The organism is Haloferax denitrificans ATCC 35960, from assembly GCF_000337795.1.
Lineage (GTDB): Archaea > Halobacteriota > Halobacteria > Halobacteriales > Haloferacaceae > Haloferax > Haloferax denitrificans.
Genome location: NZ_AOLP01000009.1, coordinates 137,117 through 155,523 on the forward strand (window position 1 = coordinate 137,117; position 18,407 = coordinate 155,523).

Consider the following 18,407-nt stretch of genomic DNA (forward strand, 5'->3'; position numbering starts at 1 on the left):
GGCTATCGGACGAGCGTCTCGAAGACGGTCGCCGGCTCCTCGTACTCGGCGTCGTGGCGGTGACAGAGGCTCAGCCGCCCCCGGTCGCCGACCGCGAGCTGTTCGGGCCGCTCGTGGTCACAGACGCTTCCGAACTCCTCGCGGAGGTAGGTCCGAGCGGCGTTTTCGTCGTCGTTTTCGGCGTAGTCGGCGGCCTCGCGGACGTGGGTCATCACGTCCGAAGGCACGTCGAGGTCGCCGAACAGCTCGGGGATGATTTCGTCCATCCCGGCGCGGTGGCTCTCCCGGCCGAGCAGTTTCCGGACGCGGTCGCTCAGCGAGGGGTCCGCGCGCGAGCGCTCCCGAAGCACCTCGCGGAAGATTTCGATGCGCTCCCAGACGTCGGGGTCCATGTCCCTGTACGCCGCCGGACGAATCTTCACCGGACAGCGGGTCGAGAACGGACAGCCCGCCGGCGGGTCCCGCGGGCTCGGCGGCGTCCCGCGAAGGGTGATTCGGTCGCGCTCGACCGTCGGGTCCGGCTCCGGAATCGACGACAACAGCGCGTGGGTGTAGGGGTTCGCCGGCTCGTCGAACAGCTCGTCGGCCGGGCCGATTTCCATCATGTTGCCGAGGTACATCACGGCGACGCGGTCGCAGATGTGGCGGACGACCGCGAGGTCGTGGGCGATAAACAGGTACGTCAGCCCGAACTCGTTTTGCAGGTCTTCGAGCAGGTTGAGAATCTTCGCCTGCACGGACACGTCGAGCGCCGACACCGGCTCGTCGAGGATGATGAACTCCGGTTCGAGCGCGAGCGCGCGGGCGATGCCGATGCGCTGGCGCTGGCCGCCGGAGAACTGGTGGGGGTAGCGGTAGTAGTGCTGTTCCTGCAGTCCGACCGTTTCGAGCAGTTCGCGGACGCGCTCGCGGCGCTCCGACGGCGTCTTCCAGTCGTGGACGTCGAGCGGCTCGCGGACGATTTCGCCGACGGTCATCCGCTCGTTGAGGCTCGAATCGGGGTCCTGGAACACCATCTGTACGTCCTTGCGGAACTGCTTGAGGTCGGAGCCGGACAGCGTGGTGATGTCCGTGCCGTTGAGTTTGACCTCGCCCGCGGTGGCCTCTTCGAGGCGCATCAGCGTGCGGCCGAGCGTGGACTTCCCACAGCCCGACTCGCCGACCAGCCCGAGCGTCTCGCCGCGCTGGATGTCGAACGAGACGCCGTCGACCGCCTTCACGGGGTTGCTCCCGAGCAGGCCGCCGTCCTCGTAGTAGGTCTTGAGGTCGTTGACCTCAAGGATGGTCTCTCCGCGCGCCGTCGTGGTTCGCTCTTCTTCCGTGGATGTCGTACTCATCGCGTGTCACCTCCGCGCTGTCCGCCCTCTCGGTGGACGGCGACCGCCTCCTCCGTGGGGAGGTCTTCCGGGTACAGCAGACACGACGCACGGTGCTGGCCCGTACCGTCACCGACTTCGACGGGTTCGGGGTGGACCGTGTCGCACTCGGTGAACGCCTTCGGACACCGGGGCGCGAACCGGCAGTAGGTCGGGTCCTCGTTCGGCGTCGGCACGTCGCCTTCGATGGTCGCGAGGCGCTCGTTCTCGTCGAGTCCCTGTCCGGGGATGGAGTTGAGAAGCCCCTGCGTGTAGGGGTGTTTCGGCGATTCGAACAGTTCGACGACGGGGGCGCTCTCGACGATTTCGCCCGCGTACATCACGTTGACGCGGTCGGCGATTTCGGCGATGACGCCCATGTCGTGGGTGATGAACATGATGCCGAGGTCGCGCTCTTCTTGAAGCTCTTCGAGGAGCTCCAGAATCTGCGCCTGGATGGTCACGTCGAGCGCGGTGGTCGGCTCGTCGCAGATGAGCAGTTCGGGGTCGCACGCGAGCGCCATCGCGATGACGGCGCGCTGGCGCATCCCGCCGGAGAACTGGTGGGGGTACTCGCGGACGCGACGGTGGGCGTCAGGAATCCCGACCGCTTCGAGCAGTTCGATTGCCTCTTTCGTCGCCTTCGACCCGCTCAGCCCGCGGTGGAGGCGAAGCGCCTCCTTGATTTGGTTGCCGACGGTGTAGACGGGGTTCAGGCTCGTCAGCGGGTCCTGGAACACCATGGCGATACTGCCGCCGCGGATAGAGCGCATCTGCTTCGGCGACTTATCGAGGAGGTCCTCGCCGTCGTACATGATGCGGCCGTTCTCGATGCGGCCGGGGTTCTCGACCAGTCGCATGATAGAGCGGGCCGTGACGGACTTGCCGGAGCCGGACTCGCCGACGATGCCCACGGTCTCGCCGCGGAAGATGTCGAACGAGATGCCGTCGACCGCGCGGATGACCTCCTTGTCGGTGTAGAACGACGTTCGGAGGTTCTCGACGGAGAGCAGGGGCTCGCCCTTGGTGCGGGCGGAGCGCGCCTGTTCGGTGCTCATGCGCCACCTCCCGTGGCGGCGGCCTCGTCACCGGTGTCCGCCTGCGGGTCGATGGCGTCGCGGATGCCGTCGCCGAAGGCGTTCAGCCCGGTCACGACCAGCGTGATGAGGAGGCCGGGGACCAGCGAGATGTGCCACGAGGGGCTGGCGACGTACTGCTGGCCGTTGGCGATGAGCCGGCCCCACTCGGGGGTCGGCGCGGTGATGCCGAGCCCGAGATACGAGAGCCCGGCGACGCTGATGATGATACCACCGAGACTGAGCGAGGCGTAGATGAGCATGTAGCTGAACACGTAGGGGGCCATGTGCTTGCGCATGACCTGCGTCGGCGTCTGTCCGAACGACTTCGCGGCGTCGATCCAGTCCTCCTCGGACACCTGGAGCGCCGGGCCACGTATCGACCGCCAGATGAACGGCCAGTAGACGACGCTGAAGATGAGGATGATGAGCACCGCGCCGTCGTACAACTCCCTGACCCAGGTGTTCTGGAAGATGACGAGCATCAAGATGAGGACCATGATGACCGGCAACGCCTGTACCGAGTCGGAGACTAACACCGTCGCCAAGTCCGCCAGCCCCTTGTAGTACGCCGTTATCATGGCCAAGCCGAGTCCGATGAGGCCGGCGATGCCCATGGCGACGACGGCGATGGTCAGGGATATCCTGGCCCCGAACACCACCTGTGTGAACAGGTCCTTCCCGTTTGTCGCCGTGCCGAACGGATGGAACCTGCCGTAGTCGTCGTACGTCAGCGGCGCGACGTTCTCGTCACCCGCGCCCTGCGACCCCGAGCCGAGGTTGGCCTCGCCGACGAGGACTGTCTCGGTGCTCTGGGTGTCTTCGCTCCAGTAGGTGACCTCGTAGTCGTACGGCTGGAGGATGTTCCGCTCCATCGTGGTCGGCCCGAGCGCGGGCGCGAATACCGCCATGACCACAAACGTGATGACGATAATGAGCCCGAACTTGCCCCAGGAGTGACCCCGGAAGCGGTTGACCACGTCGTCCCGCGGCGTCCAGTCGACGCGGCGGTAGTGGCGGCGGAACCGGGTGTAGCCGTTCCACGCCCACGCCAGCACCGCGAAGGCGTACGCGTAGACGAACGCGACGCGGATGACCCACGCGACCGCGGGCGAGAGCCCGAGGAAGGTGTTCTCGTAGCCCGTGCCGTTCCAGTAGCCCTGGTTCGGAATCACGTCGCGGGAGACGAGCGTCGGAACCGCGTCGAACGCCGCCTGAAGCGATTGGACGGCGGACGCGCCGGGGTCGCCCGGGAGGAGGTTGACGACCACGCCGGCGACGGCGCCGACGACTTGGAGGATAGCGCCCAGCTCGACGCCGATGAGGACGGCACCGACGGCGGCCCAAATCAGCGCTGGCTGGGGGTTCTCAGCGACTCGTTGTCGGAGCGGAATCTCGGTTTCGGTTGTCGTGCTCACTGTGATTCACCCGTCGTACCCGACGCGCGGGTCGATAATCGTGTACAGGAAGTCCTGAAGGATGTTCGTGCCGACCAGGATGAGGATGAAGATGAACATCAGCGTCCCGATGAGCGGCAGGTCCCCGTTGATGGCGGCGTTGAAGAACAGCCACCCGAGGCCGTTGATGGCGAAGACCGTCTCGACGAACACCGACCCGCCGAGAAGCAGGAACGCCTCACCCGTGATGATGGGCACGAGCGGGATGAGCGCGTTCCGGAAGATGTGCTTCCAGACGAGCGAGCGCCCGGAGACGCCCTTCGCGCGGGCGGTCTCGACGTAGTTCGAGTTGATGGTTTCGAGGACGGCGGTGCGGCCGATACGCATCTCGTTGCCCATCGACGCCGACCCGAGGACCAGCGCCGCCGGGGCGATCTGCTTCGTCGCCCGGATGAACGACTCGGTCCACCCGCCGGGGTCGGCGAGGAACTGCTCGACCGGCGATTGGAAGAAGCCGAGCGCCGGGGGCGTGACGACGTTCGTCCTGACGATCCACGTCTGCCACGTGAACAGGCCGTTCGTCCACGTCCCGAGCTGTGAGAGGGCCGTGACGAGCATGATTGCCAGCCAGAAGTTCGGCATCGCACGCCAGACGATTCCGCCGAAGGAGGCGACGTAGTCGGAGGGCGTGTTCGGGTTCAATCCGGCGTAGAAGCCGAGCGGAATCCCGACGAACAGCGCGATGAGCACCGACCAGAAGCCGAGCCAAATCGTCCGGGGCGCGTAGATTTCGATGAGTTCGTACGCGGTCGTCCCGGGCGCGATGACCCACGACTGGCCGAGTTGGAAGGTGAACAGCTCGTACATGAAGTCGAGGTACTGACTCCAGAGCGGCTGGTTCAATCCGAGGTTCGTTCGAATCTGTTCTGCCGCCTGCGGGTTGTATTGCGTCCCCAGAATCGCCGACACGGGGTCGAGCGGCCCCAGGCGGATGAGGGCAAACGTAATCGTCGTCCCGAAGATGACGACAGGAATCGACATCAGTACCCTGCGGAGGAAGTACTGCCATCGACTCATGGCATCACCTCGCAGACCGTTCGAGCGGACATTATTGTAAGGGTTTACTGAGTGGTATGGTTATGTCTTGCGCTTCGAATTCCCAATACTGCTGTTTCAGCAACTCTACCGCCGGATTATGCCACATAGTAGCGACTAACTATACGCTTGTCAAAAATATCCGGGAGTTCGATTTAGACGGGACGTGGGGACGTGCCCGTGTTCCCCGGCGTTATCGGTTGAGGGTGACGTTGTTGAGCTTCTGGCGGCTCGGACCCATGCCACCGAACGGCTCGATTTCGACGGTGTCGTACCAGAACGTCTCCTCCTTCTGGTTGTAGACCGGCAACATCGCGACGTCTTCCCAGTTGGCCGTCTCGATGTCGACGTAGGCCTCGTCGCGGACCTGCTGGGCCTCGTCGGTCGGCGCCGGGTTGTCGACGACCTGCTGGTAGGCGTCGGTCGCCTGCTGGTAGGCGTCGCCGTTCTCGGCCGTCCAGTTGACGTACGAGATGGGGCCCTGCTCGGACGTGTCCGTCTGCGGCGGGTTCAGAAGTTGCAGGAAGTTGTCCGGGGCCGGCCAGTCGGCAATCCAGCCGAGAGTGTACGCTTCGAGCTGACCGTTGCGGCCGCGTTCGAGGAGCGTCGAGAAGTCGGCCTTCTGAATCTGCATGTTGATGTGGGCCGACGCGAGCTGGTCGCGGAGGATACTCGCCATCTCCTCCCACGCGTTGTTGTTGTACTGGGTCCACTGGACCTCGAACTGGTTGTCCGGCCCGTAGCCGGCTTCCTCCATGACTTGGCGGGCGGCCTCGATGTCCGTCTCGCCCGCGCTGTACGGGTAGTCAGAGCTGACGAGGTCGCTCGCGGCCTGCGCGCCGCCGGGGAAGATGGTCGGGGGCGTAAAGAGCTCCGCCGGGGAGCCGCGGCCCTTGAACACCTCGGAGACCATCTGGTCTTGGTTCAGGACGTAGGCGAACGCCTGGCGGACCTCCTTCGGGACCTTCTCCATGTTGAAGCCGATGTAGTAGATGGAGAGGGTCGGGACGCCGACGTAGTTGAGCGTCTTCCCGTTGCGGACGGGACCGTACTGACCCACTTCACGACCGTACTCGTCGGTCGAGTCGACCTGAACGAGCCCGGGGTCGTACTGCGCGGTGGGCAGTCCGAAGTAGTCCGCGTTCTCGTTCATCGCGTAGTTGTAGCGGGCCGTGTCGTCCTCGATGACCTGCCAGCGGACGTTGTCGACCTGCGCGACCTGCCCGTAGTAGTCGTCGTACTTGGAGACGGCCGCGGCGGTGCCCTGCTCCCAGAAGGCGAACTCGAACGGACCCGCGCCGATGGGGTTGTTCGACGCGAACTCGGTGTACTCCATCTCGCCGTCGTACTCCTCGATGTCGCCGAGGATGCCCTCGGGGAGGGCGGCGAAGGAGGTGTAGGCGAACATCTCGAGCGTGTCGTGGAACGGCTCTGCGAGGTTGACGACGAGTTCGGTCTCGCTCTCGCCGACCTCGAGGCCGAGCGACCCGGGGACGTAGTTGTCCTCGTCGTCCGTCTCGTGTTCCACGCCGACGGAGTCGAGGATGAAGTAGGCGCGACGGCTGTTCTCGGAGGCCGCGAGGCGCTCCCACGCGTAAATGAAGTCGGAGGCGGTGACCTGGTCACCGTTGTGGTAGGTCGCGTCCGCGAGCTCGAACGTGTAGGTCGTGAAGTCGTCGGAGACCGTGTAGTCCGCGGCGAGTTCGTTTTCGACCGTCGGGAGGGCGTTCTGGTAGGACATCAAGCAGTCGAAGACCTGCTGGATGAGGATGCCCGACGACGTGTCGGTCGCGGCGACGGGGTCCATCGTCGTGATGGTTCCGTCGAGGATGCGGTTGAACACCGAACCGGACAGCTCCGTGCCCGTGTCCTCTTGGGTGGTCTCGGTCTCCCCGCCACCGGACTCGGTCGTCGTCGTCTCTTCACCGTCACCGCCGGTACAACCGGCGAGGGCGGCGGCCGTGGCGGCCCCCCCCGTTGCCTTCAGAAAACGGCGACGCGAGAGTTTGTTAGTGTCTGGCATTCAGAACAAAATTTTCGCGGCGCGTGGATAAACTTACCGTATTCGATTTGTTTGATATAGTGTAGCGTGGAAAGCACGTAGTTCCACACCCAAGCGGCGAAAACTGCCACGAGACTCCCTACAAAACTCGTTTCAGGTTTCACCCTCTGTTCTGAGGGACTGAACCGGCCGTCCCGGCTCGTCTCGCCCCGTCGTTTCGGTCCACTTATATAGGGGTGTCACTATGTATCATACATGACGCCGGATGCGACGGCTTCCGTCGACGACTCGGGCGCCGAGGTCATGGCCTCGGTGGATCGCTCTCAGACGGGCCAGCGTCTTATTATCGCGGATATCTCCCGCGACGACGCGTGGCTCGCTTCTGACGTAGCCGACGCGCTCGCGCTCGACGAGTGGCGGTAATCGCTCCGGCACCGTTCGCCTCCCCGGCGAGCAGACCATTCACATTTTAGTCCGACTCGCTCGTGGTACGCTACATGAACGCTCGAGCGGTGACGGTGAGCGAGGAGTACCTCGCCCGTCTCGAACACGGCGCGGACTGGCGCGAGGAGATCGAGGAGTTCTGCGCGCGCAAGGGCATCGAGTCCGCGTGGTTCAACGCCATGGGTGCCGTCCAGGACGCCGAACTCTGGTTCTACGACCAGACGGACCAGGAGTACCAGTCCGTGACGTTCGACGAGCCGCTCGAAGTCGCCGCCTGCGTGGGCAACGTCGCGCTCCTCGACGGCGAACCCTTCGCACACACGCACGCGATTCTCTCCCGACGGAGCGGCCAGGCGCTCGCGGGTCACCTCGACTCGGCGACCGTCTTCGCGGGTGAACTGAACCTCCGCGCCTTCGAGGAACCGCTCGAACGCGACCACGACGCGGTGACCGACCTCGACCTCTGGCTGTAACCGTGCGCGAGGAGGAAACCCGGTACTTCCGTCGCATCGAAGCCCGCCTCGACGAGGCGTTCGACCTCGCGGAGGCCGCGAAGGCGACGGGGTACGACCCGAAGACCGAAGTCGAGATTCCGGTCGCCAAGGACATGGCCGACCGCGTCGAGAACATCCTCGGCATCGACGGCGTCGCAGAGCGCGTCCGCGAACTCGAAGGCGAGATGTCACGCGAGGAGGCCGCGCTCGAACTCGTGACCGACTTCGTCGACGGCAACGTCGGCGACTACGACTCCCGCGAGGGCAAAGTCGAGGGCGCGGTCCGCACCGCCGTCGCCCTGCTCACCGAGGGGGTCGTCGCCGCGCCCATCGAGGGCATCGACCGCGTCGAAATCCTCGAAAACGACGACGGCACCGAGTTCGTCAACGTCTACTACGCCGGCCCGATTCGCTCGGCGGGCGGCACCGCACAGGCGCTGTCCGTGCTCGTCGCCGACTACGCCCGCTCGCTCCTCGATATCGACGAGTACAAAGCCCGAACTGACGAGGTCGAGCGCTACGTCGAGGAGGTGAACCTCTACGACAAAGAGACCGGTCTCCAGTACTCGCCGAAGGACAAGGAGTCGCGCTTCATCGCCGAGAACATGCCCATCATGCTCGACGGCGAGGCCACGGGCGACGAGGAGGTCTCGGGCTACCGCGACCTCGAACGCGTCGACACCAACTCCGCCCGCGGCGGCATGTGTCTCGTCATGGCCGAGGGAATCGCGCTCAAGGCCCCGAAGATTCAGCGCTACACCCGCCAGCTCGACGAGGTCGACTGGCCGTGGCTCCAGGACCTCATCGACGGCACCATCGGCAAGGACGACGGGAAGGCCGCGAAGGCCGACGACGCGGGAGACGACGCTGACGAGGCCGACGACGCCGAGGCCGACCCGGACGCAGACGCCGACGACGCCGAGAGCGACGCCCCCGACGGTCCGAATCGCGTCGAACCCGCGACCAAGTTCCTCCGCGACCTCATCGCGGGCCGCCCGGTCTTCGGCCACCCCTCCGCGCCCGGCGGCTTCCGCCTCCGGTACGGCCGCGCCCGCAACCACGGCTTTGCGACCGCGGGCGTCCACCCCGCGACGATGCACATCGTTGACGACTTCATCGCCACCGGCACCCAAATCAAGACCGAACGCCCCGGCAAGGCCGGCGGCGTCGTCCCCGTCGACTCCATCGAGGGGCCGACGGTCAGACTCGCCAACGGCGACGTGCGCCGCATCGACGACCCCGAGGAGGCCGAGGAGCTACAGAACGGCGTCGAGAAGATTCTCGACCTCGGCGAGTACCTCGTCAACTTCGGCGAGTTCGTCGAGAACAACCACCCGCTCGCGCCCGCCTCGTACGTCTTCGAGTGGTGGATTCAGGACTTCGAGGCGACCGAGGCCAACGTGCAGGCGCTCCGCGACGACCCCGCGGTCGACCTCGAAGAGCCGTCGGTCGAAGACGCCCTCTCGTGGGCGACCGAGTTCGACGCCCCGCTCCATCCCGTCTACACCTACCTCTGGCACGATATCTCCGTCGAGCGGTTCGACGCGCTCGCCGACGCCGTCGCGGCCGGCGAGGTCGTCGCCGCCGAGGCCGACGGCGGCACGACCGCCGCGCTCGAACACGACAACGAACCCGAGCGCGGACTGGAGGGCACGCTCGTCCTCGACAACACGCCCGAGATTCGGGAGGCGCTCGAACACCTGCTCGTCGCCCACCGACAGACCGACGAGACGCTCCGGGTCCCCGTCTGGCGACCCCTCGCCCGGAGCCTCGGCCTCACCGACGACCGCGAGCGGACGTGGGAACTCGATGATCTCTCCGAGCGCGCCCGCGAGTGGGACGACGGCGACAACGCCGTCGAGGCCGTCAACGAAGTCGCGCCTTTCACCGTTCGCGAGCGCGCGCCCACCCGCATCGGCAACCGCATGGGCCGCCCGGAGAAGTCCGAGCGCCGCGACCTCTCGCCCGCGGTCCACACGCTGTTTCCCATCGGCGAGGCCGGCGGGAGCCAGCGCGACGTGGGCGACGCCGCCAGACACCGCGGCGAGTCCGGCAAGCGCGGCCAGATTTCGGTCCGCCTCGGCCGGCGCAAGTGCCCCGACTGCGGCGCGTTCGGCTTCAAGTCGAAATGCCCCGACTGCGGCGGCCACACCGAACCCCACTACGAGTGCGACGACTGCGGGACCGTCCTCGAACCCGACGAGTCCGGCCGCGTCTACTGCGAGCGCTGTGACTGGGACGTCGAGAGCGCCGAGTGGCAGGACATCGACCTGAACACCGAGTACCGCGACGCCCTCGAACGCGTCGGCGAGCGGGAGTCGTCGTTCCAGATTCTCAAGGGCGTGAAGGGGCTCACCTCCGCGAACAAGACGCCCGAACCCATCGAGAAGGGCGTCCTGCGGGCGAAACACGACGTGTCGTCGTTCAAAGACGGCACCGTCCGCTACGACATGACCGACCTGCCCGTCACCGCGGTCCGCCCCGAGGAACTCGACGTGACGGCCGACCACTTCCGCGAACTCGGCTACGAGACCGACATCGACGGCGAACCCCTCCGGTTCGACGACCAGCTGGTCGAGCTCAAAGTCCAGGACATCGTCCTCTCGAACGGCGCGGCGCGACACATGATGCAGACCGCCGACTTCGTCGACGACCTCCTCGAACAGTTCTACGGCCTCGACCGCTTCTACGAAATCGAAGAGCGAGACGACCTCATCGGCGAACTCGTCTTCGGGATGGCCCCCCACACCTCCGCCGCGGTCGTCGGCAGAGTTGTCGGTTTCACGACAGCCGCAGTCGGATACGCTCATCCGTACTTTCACGCCGCGAAACGCCGGAATTGCGACGGTGATGAAGACTGTGTCATGCTCCTTATGGACGGTCTTCTCAACTTCTCGAAAGAATACCTCCCCGACAAACGCGGCGGGCAGATGGACGCGCCGCTCGTCATGTCCTCGCGCATCGACCCCTCGGAAATCGACGACGAGGCGCACAACATGGACATCGTGCGGCAGTACCCCCGCGAGTTCTACGAGGCGACCCTCCGAATGGAAGACCCCGACGACTGGGAAGACGAGGTCACTATCGCCGAGGAGTACCTCGGGACGGACCGGGAGTACACCGGGTTCGACCACACCCACGACACGACGGACATCGCCGCCGGCCCGGACCTCTCGGCGTACAAGACCCTCGGGTCGATGATGGACAAGATGGACGCCCAGCTGTTCCTCGCGCGGAAGCTCCGGGCGGTCGACGAGACGGACGTGGCCGAGCGCGTCATCGAGTACCACTTCCTACCGGACCTCATCGGCAACCTCCGCGCCTTCTCGCGGCAGGAGACGCGGTGTCTCGACTGCGGCGAGAAGTACCGGCGGATGCCGCTTTCGGGCGACTGCCGGGAGTGCGGCGGCCGGGTGAACCTGACGGTCCACCAGGGCTCCGTGAACAAGTACATGGACACCGCGATTCAGGTGGCAGAGGAGTTCGACTGCCGCGACTACACGAAACAGCGGCTCGAAGTGCTCGAAAAGAGCCTCGAATCGGTCTTCGAGAACGACAAGAACAAACAGTCGGGTATCGCGGACTTCATGTAGTCTACTCGGTTTTTTTCCTCCAGGTTTTGCGAGTCGAGCGGAGCGAGACTCGGAAAAAGTGGAGAACGAGCAGTCTGGCATCGCGGACTTCATGTAATCTCGCGGGTTTTTTCCTCCAGGTTTTGCGAGTCGAACGGCGCGACCGCTCGGCGTCTCAGTCCCGCGCCGGCCCCAACCCGTGGAAGCCGTCGGCGGCGACGACGTACACCGCGCCGTCGACGGGGACGGCGGCGGCGACGCCCTGCGAAATCACGTCCGCCACCTGCACTTCCGGGGTCTGGTGTGACCACAACTGACGTTCTTCCCCAGTGTCGAACACTGCTAGCCGTCCCTGTTCATCGGAGACAACTATTGCTTCTCGTGCGCGCGCGTGAGGAACGCCGACAAATCGCGCCGCCGCCTCGCGTCCGTCGTCGCGCGACAGCGTCGCGGTCTCCCCGTCGACCGCGACGTGGAGCACGTCGTCGGCGACGACCGGAGCGCCGCTTCCCGGCGACCGCCATCGTTCGGTGCCGTCGCTCGGGGCGAGCGCGAGGAGTTCGTCGTCGCGGGTGGACAGATACGCGGCCTCGGGCGTCGCCACCGGCGTCGTCCACTCGCTCGTCCGGGTCTCGACGCGGAAGCGTCGCTCGCCGGTCGCGAGGTCGACGGCGTGGACGGCGTCGCCGGTGACGACGAACACCGCCCCGTCGGCGACGGCGGGCGCGCCCTTCGCGTCGCTTTCGAGGTCGTAGCGCCAGCGTTCGCTCCCGTCCGCGAGTTCGAACGCCCGAAGCTGGGTCGGGACGCCGTCGTAGCCGCCGCCCGAGACGACGGCGACGCCGTCGTCGTCGTCGCCCACCGCGGGCGGGCCGTGGATACCGTCCATCTCGGGGCCGCGCCACAGCACCTCGTCGCGGTCGGCGGCGAGACAGAACGCCTCGATGAAGGTCGCGACGACGACCCGGTCGCCCGCGACGACGGGCGGCGAGTTCACGCCGTAGCCGACAAGCGGGGTCGCCGCTCGCTCGGCCATGGTCGCTGGGTCGCGTCGGACGAGCGCGCGCTCGTCGCGTCCGCGTCCGTGGAGGTTGTAGAGGCGGTCGCCGTCGAGGACGGGCGAGCCACCGGCGTTCAGTCGCCAGTACTCTTCGGCGTCGGCCGGAACCGAAACCTCGGGGTTGTAGCCGGTGTTTCCCGCGTCGAAGCGGTACTGCGGCCACGACCCCGACGGCGAGAGCGCGGGGTCTCCCGGCGGCGTGGCCGTCACGCGCTCGTCGGGGCCGGACGTCGGACCGTACGTCGTGGTCGGTTCCTCGGTGGTCGTCGCTTCGGTCGTCGTCTCGGTCGTCGGACTGGTGGACCCGCTGTCGCGGCCGAGACAGCCGGCGACACCGAGCGACGCGCTTCCGAGCAGTTGGAGGTATCGGCGACGGCTCCGAAGACGGGGCATACTGTCGAATCTATGATGGGACGGTAAGTGTTTTGTCGCACCACGAAATTCTATATCGCGATATTCGATTTATTATTTATATGGGGCTCACGACTGGTCGAACTTCCCGCGGATGCTCGCCTCGATTCGGCCGTTCCATTTTATTCGCTCGCGCGACGACTAGTCGCATATGGCTGACGAGACAAAGCCGACGGTGGGAATGACGGTGTACGCCGAAGACGGAAGCAAACTCGGTAGCATCCGCGGGTTCGACGAGGACGGCTTCTACGTCACGATTCGCGAGGGCATCGCGGGGATGTCCATCGAACACGAGCGCGCCGGCCACGAGTTCGGCGAGGCCGAGTTGATGTGGCGGTGTAGCGACTGCGGCGAGATGGGCGACCTCGACGAACTGCCCGACACCTGTCCGAACTGCGGTGCCGAACGGGAGCAACTCTACTACTGGACCGAGGACTGAGCGGTCCGGTCGCCGTCTCCTTTTTTTAGTGTCCGTGTTCGCCCATCGCCCCCGAGAGTGCCCGACACCGCCTCGAACGCGGATTCCCACATGGCGGGTGTCAATTAATGCGAAAACCGAAGCGAGAGACTACTATCATGGACATCCAGTCACTCGACGCCCTCGACGAGTCCGAGTTAGCGTCGGTTCTCGACAGAGACGCGGGAATCGACGAGATACGGGCGGACGTTCGCGGTATCGTCGACGAGGTTCGGGACCGCGGGGACGACGCGCTTCGAGAGTTCAGCGAGAAGTTCGACGGCGTCGAGGTCGACGCGCTCGACATCACGGCGCGGACGGAGCGGGCGGCGGAGGCGATAGACCCCGAGCTACGCGAGGCTATCGAGGCCGCAATCGACAACGTCCGCGCGTTTCACGAACGGCAGGTCCGGACCGACTGGACGGACTCCTTCGGCGGCGCGAGACTCGGTCGGCAGTTCCGCCCGCTCCGGCGAATCGGCGCGTACGTCCCCGGCGGGAGCGCCACCTATCCGTCGACCTCGATTATGACGGTCGTTCCGGCGAAGGTCGCGGGCGTCGAAGAGGTCGTCGTCGTGACGCCCCCCGCGGAGGAACTCAACCCGGTCACGCTCGCGGCCATCGGCCTCGCGGGTGCCGACGAGGTGTACAGCGTCGGCGGCGCACAGGCCATCGGCGCGCTCGCCTACGGCACCGAGACGATACCCCCGGTCGAGAAGGTCGTCGGCCCCGGAAACCGATGGGTTTCGGCGGCGAAAGCCGAGGTTCGCGGCGACGTCGCCATCGACATGATCGCCGGGCCGACCGAGGTGCTGGTCGTCGCCGACGAGACCGCGTCGCCCCGACTCGTGGCCGCCGAACTCGTCGGGCAGGCGGAACACGACCCGCACTCGTCGGTCGTCGCGGTCACCCCCGACGAATCGCTCGCGCGGGCGGTCGCCGACGAGGTCGAAGCCCAGGTTCCCGACCGCGCTCGCCCCGAGATAATCCGCGAGGCGCTGGCGAACGAGACCAGCGGCGTCTTCGTCGCGCCCTCGATGGACGAGGCGACGGCGTTCGCGGAGGCCTACGCGGTCGAACACCTCGTCGTGATGACCGCCGACGACGAGGCGACCGTCGACGCGATAGACAGCGCCGGAAGCGTCTTCGTCGGGGAGTACAGCCCCGTCGCCGCCGGTGACTACGCCAGCGGGACGAACCACGTCCTCCCGACCGGCGCGGGCGCGAAGACCACCGGCGGCCTCTCCGTGGACAGTTTCGTCCGGTCGCGGACCGTCCAGCACCTCGACCGCGACTCGCTCGACTCGCTGTCCGACACCATCGTCACGCTGGCCGAACTCGAAGGGCTCGAAGCCCACGCCGAGAGCGTTCGGAAGCGATTCGAGTAAGCAACGTCTCCCGACCCGACCCGACCCGACCCGACCCGACCCGACTCCCGTTTGACCCGCCATTCGGCGGCTACCGATTAGTGGTCTCTACCGCGGTACCGTGTGTATGTCTGTCTTGGATGAGTTCACACTGCACGGCAAAACCGCAATCGTAACCGGGTCGAGCAAGGGAATCGGTCGGGCGCTCGCCGTGGCGCTCGCGGAGGCCGGCGCCGACATCTGTCTGGTCAACCGGAGCGAACGCGCCGGGCGACTGGCCGCCGAGGAAATCGCGGCTGAGACGGGCGTCGAGACGCTCGCCGTGCCCGCGGACGTCACCGACGAAGACGACGTGGAGGCGATGGTCGAGGCGACGCTCGACGCGTTCGGCTCCATCGACATCCTCGTCAACAACGCGGGTATCGCCCGGACGGCCCCGGCCTACGAGATGTCGCTGGAGACGTGGAACGAGGTGCTTCAGACGAACCTGACCGGCGTGTTCCTCTGTACGAAGCACGCGGGGAAGGCGATGATAGACGGCGGCGGCGGGACCATCGTCAACATGGCCTCGATGTCCGCGTTCGTGGCGAACTACCCGCAGGAGGAGGTCGTCTATCACGCCTCGAAGGGCGGCGTCGTCTCGTTCACCCGCCAGTTGGCCTCCGAGTGGGCGAAGTACGACGTGCGGGCGAACGCGATGGCCCCGGGCTACATCCGCACCGAGATGGTCGACGAACTCCTCGCGGAGAACCCCGACATGGAGTCGGCGTGGCTCTCGGAGATGCTCATGGAAGAGATGGCTCCACCCGAGGACCTCGGCGGCACCGTCGTCTACCTCGCGTCCGACGCCTCCTCGTATATGACCGGCGAGACGGTCGTCATCGACGGCGGGTACACCGTCAGATAGCGCCGCGCTCCCGGCGTTCGCGGCGGCATCGAACGGGGAGCGCCGCGACGTATATATCGCCCTCCGTATGGCTGTAGTGCGTTGATGCGTTTCTCGATGCGTGTTCACGCATGAACAGCGACCCCGCGACGCTAGCGAGGCACACCCCGTGATTCGAACGTTCAACGCCCCGAGCGCCTACGTTCAGGGATGTGGCGTGCTCGACTCCATCGGCTCCTACGTCGACGCCGACGGCACCAGCGCGGTCGTCCTCGCCGACGAGACCGTGTTCGACCTCGTCGGCGAGTCGCTTTCGACCGGTCTCGAAGCGAGCGGGTTCTCGGTCGACCGAATCGAGTTCGGCGGCGCGTGCACGCACGCGGAAGTCGCACGAATCGCCGAGCAGGCGGCCGACGCGGACGTCGTCGTCGGTGTCGGCGGCGGACGGGCGCTCGACACGGCGAAGGCGGTCCGAGCCGAGGTCGGCTCGCGGCTGGTGACCGTGCCGACGATTGCCTCGACCGACGCGCCGACGAGCAGTATCTCGGTTCTCTACACCGAGGCCGACGAGTTCGACGAGTTCCAGTTCCACGGCGCGAACCCCGACCTCGTGGTGGTCGATACCGCCGTCGTCGCGGGCGCGCCGACTCGGCACTTCCGGTCCGGCATGGCCGACGCGATGGCGACGTGGTTCGAAGCCGACACCGCCGTTCGGGCGCACGCGACGAACGTCTTCGAGGGCCACTCGACGCGCACCGCGCACGCGATTGCGCGGACGTGCTACGAGACCGTCCGCGAACACGGACGGAGCGCGGTCGCCGCCGTCGAGCGCGACGCCGTCACCGAGAGCGTCGAAGCCGTCGTCGAAGCCAACACGCTCATGAGCGGTATCGGCTTCGAAAGCGGGGGGCTGGCGGCCGCCCACTCGGTCCACGACGGACTCACGCAGGTGGCCGAGACCCACGGCGCGACCCACGGCGAGAAGGTCAATCTGGGGACGCTCACCCAGTTCGTCCTCGAAGGGCGCGACACCGACGAACTCGTCGACCTGATAGACTTCTCCCTCGACGTCGGTCTCCCGGTGACGCTCGCGGACGTCGGCCTCGACGACCCGACGGAGGCGCACCTCCGGACGATCGCCGAGGCGACGTGCGAGCCCTACGAGACGATTCACAACGAACCGTTCGAGGTGACGCCGCGGGCGGTCAGAGACGCCCTCGTCACGGCGGACGAACTCGCCCGCGAGCGAGTCTCCGAGCGTCGCTGACTGCGTTCCGTCTCGCTTTTTCTCACTTCTCAGAAAAGAACTGCACTCCGGCGGGACCGTCGCCGTCGGCTTACGCCTGCATCATCTCGTTGACTCTGCTTTCCCACGCCGCTTGGTGTTCTATCAACAGGTCCAGCGGGACCGTAATCATCTGGTTGAACTGCTCTTCGCTCGTGGGGAACGCGACGGACTCTCTCATCCAGTCCGGAATCGTCGCGTCGGCGTGGAGCGGCGCGACGCCGAGCTCCGTCGACCACGGGCCGAGGTTCTCCGCGTTTGCGGCGGTGTCGATGAACTTCTGTCCCCAGTAGACGTACCGTTCGTCCTGATTCGTCGGCGTCCACATCGTGTCTCGCCCCGCGCGAGCGCCCTCCTCGGGAATCGTGTAGTCGACGGGCGCGCCGTCGTCCTGCGCGTTGATGATGTTCGCCGGGAGCATCACCGACATCGCGACCTCCCCCTGTCTGAGGTTCTGCGTGAGATGCGAGTCGTCGCCAATCGTTCCGACGTTCGGCTTGAGCGCGGTGTACTCGTCCCAGACGGGCGTCATCTCTTCGACCGGCCCGAGTTCGGTCCCGGTCATCTTGGCGATGAGCGGCGTCATCCCGTGACCGCCGGGGTACAGCCCGATGGAGTTCTCCCACTCGTCGTCCCACCAGACGCTCCACGACGTCGGCTCGCTCGAAACGAGGTCGGTGTTGTACGTCAGGGCGTACGTGTACGAGTAGAGGTTGACGAACGGCCACTCCGCGTCCTCTACCTCCGGCTTGCTCGCGCCGAGCAGTCCTTCGAGGTTCGGAGCCACCTCGGTGTCGAGCGGTTCCATCAGGCCCATCTGGTAGGACCGGTAGCTCGTCTTCGACAGCGACCAGTTGACGTTGACCGGCGGGGTTCGGTCCTGCGTAATCGCGGTGCGAATCTTCCCCTGCATCTCCTCTTCGGTCGAGTTGTCGTACTCGACTTCGATGCCGGTCTCGTCGGTGAACGCCTGCGCGATGTGCTTGTCGAGGTTCTCCTGCCACGCGCCGCCCCACGCCCGCACCGTGATGCTGTCCGGCTTCGGCGGCGTCGTGTCCTCGGTTCCGGTCGTGGTCCCCGACGACGCGTCCCCGCCCGAGTCGCCGTCGGAACCGCCTCCCCCGGTACAGCCCGCGAGTCCAGCGAGTGCCGCCGCGCCCGCGGCCGAGATGAACCGGCGACGAGACCGTCCCGTGGCTCGCGCCGACGGTTGTGAATTGGTGTGCTTTCTCATGCGTAGGTATTCCATGTGGGGTGACGGTCATACATGGCCACCCTCCATATGTGGAGAGCTTTAACAAGAACCCGACGCGATCCGTTCGTGTAGTGAGTTGTACTCGAATTATGTGGTTGTTTGTAGTGTATTAGGCACTTCATAGTGTATGTCTACAACTATGTGGTATGCGAGCACGACAATCCGGTCGGCTCTGGAATGAAACATGCGGTGAAATCGGTTTCTGTGAGCCTTCAGCTCTGGTTCTCTCGATTCGACGAGCGAGGATACGC

General features: G+C 66.0%; 14 protein-coding genes. 7 read left to right on the forward strand and 7 right to left on the reverse strand.

All coding sequences use genetic code 11. The features are described from left to right. Positions 1-2: 2 nt before the first annotated feature. The 5 genes from C438_RS07745 to C438_RS07765 all read right to left on the reverse strand — a co-directional run bounded on the left by C438_RS07745 (position 3) and on the right by C438_RS07765 (position 6,946). Positions 3-1,337, reverse strand: coding sequence for an ABC transporter ATP-binding protein (locus C438_RS07745; RefSeq protein ID WP_004968797.1), 1,335 nt, complete (start codon positions 1,335-1,337; stop codon positions 3-5). Further along, positions 1,334-2,413, reverse strand: a complete 1,080-nt coding sequence (locus C438_RS07750) for an ABC transporter ATP-binding protein (RefSeq protein WP_004968798.1) — start codon at positions 2,411-2,413, stop codon at positions 1,334-1,336. Before C438_RS07750 ends, C438_RS07745 begins: the two co-directional genes overlap by 4 nt. Continuing rightward, positions 2,410-3,849 (reverse strand): ABC transporter permease, encoded by a 1,440-nt coding sequence (locus C438_RS07755; RefSeq protein WP_004968799.1) that lies wholly within the window; start codon positions 3,847-3,849, stop codon positions 2,410-2,412. The genes C438_RS07750 and C438_RS07755 overlap by 4 nt, the downstream gene beginning before the upstream one ends. Before the next feature lie 6 nt (positions 3,850-3,855). After that, the gene (locus C438_RS07760; protein WP_004968800.1) at positions 3,856-4,905 is read right to left on the reverse strand and encodes an ABC transporter permease; all 1,050 of its coding nucleotides are present in this window, start codon (positions 4,903-4,905) and stop codon (positions 3,856-3,858) included. Positions 4,906-5,116: 211 nt separating this feature from the next. Then, positions 5,117-6,946, reverse strand: a complete 1,830-nt coding sequence (locus C438_RS07765; protein ID WP_004968801.1) for an ABC transporter substrate-binding protein — start codon at positions 6,944-6,946, stop codon at positions 5,117-5,119. A gap of 234 nt (positions 6,947-7,180) precedes the next feature. Between C438_RS07765 and C438_RS19660 the strand changes: the two genes are divergently transcribed. From C438_RS19660 to C438_RS07775, 3 genes are all read left to right on the forward strand, one after another. Further along, positions 7,181-7,348, forward strand: coding sequence for a DUF7556 family protein (locus C438_RS19660; protein WP_004968802.1), 168 nt, complete (start codon positions 7,181-7,183; stop codon positions 7,346-7,348). Positions 7,349-7,422: 74 nt separating this feature from the next. Beyond that, a complete protein-coding gene (locus C438_RS07770; RefSeq protein WP_004968803.1) occupies positions 7,423-7,842 on the forward strand; it encodes a PPC domain-containing DNA-binding protein in 420 nt (139 codons plus the stop codon). A gap of 2 nt (positions 7,843-7,844) precedes the next feature. Continuing rightward, positions 7,845-11,456 (forward strand): DNA polymerase II large subunit, encoded by a 3,612-nt coding sequence (locus C438_RS07775; RefSeq protein ID WP_004968804.1) that lies wholly within the window; start codon positions 7,845-7,847, stop codon positions 11,454-11,456. A gap of 154 nt (positions 11,457-11,610) precedes the next feature. Here C438_RS07775 and C438_RS07780 read toward each other — a convergent pair whose 3' ends face one another. Further along, positions 11,611-12,888, reverse strand: coding sequence for an outer membrane protein assembly factor BamB family protein (locus tag C438_RS07780; protein ID WP_004968805.1), 1,278 nt, complete (start codon positions 12,886-12,888; stop codon positions 11,611-11,613). A 169-nt stretch (positions 12,889-13,057) separates the two neighbouring features. On the opposite strand from C438_RS07780, the gene C438_RS07785 reads away from it, so the two are divergent. The 4 genes from C438_RS07785 to C438_RS07800 all read left to right on the forward strand — a co-directional run bounded on the left by C438_RS07785 (position 13,058) and on the right by C438_RS07800 (position 16,883). Beyond that, complete coding sequence (locus C438_RS07785; protein ID WP_004968806.1) at positions 13,058-13,345, forward strand: DUF7130 family rubredoxin-like protein; 288 nt, start codon at positions 13,058-13,060, stop codon at positions 13,343-13,345. A gap of 137 nt (positions 13,346-13,482) precedes the next feature. Further along, on the forward strand, positions 13,483-14,751 hold the full coding sequence (gene hisD, locus C438_RS07790) for a histidinol dehydrogenase (RefSeq protein WP_004968807.1): 1,269 nt from the start codon (positions 13,483-13,485) through the stop codon (positions 14,749-14,751). Between the two features lie 106 nt (positions 14,752-14,857). Next, entirely contained in the window at positions 14,858-15,637 is a 780-nt protein-coding gene (locus C438_RS07795; protein WP_049917872.1) for an SDR family NAD(P)-dependent oxidoreductase, read from the forward strand. Positions 15,638-15,785: 148 nt separating this feature from the next. Further along, a complete protein-coding gene (locus tag C438_RS07800) occupies positions 15,786-16,883 on the forward strand; it encodes a glycerol dehydrogenase (RefSeq protein ID WP_004968809.1) in 1,098 nt (365 codons plus the stop codon). Positions 16,884-16,953: 70 nt separating this feature from the next. On the opposite strand, the gene C438_RS07805 is transcribed toward C438_RS07800, so the two are convergent. Continuing rightward, a complete protein-coding gene (locus tag C438_RS07805; protein ID WP_004968810.1) occupies positions 16,954-18,135 on the reverse strand; it encodes an extracellular solute-binding protein in 1,182 nt (393 codons plus the stop codon). Positions 18,136-18,407: the final 272 nt, after the last annotated feature.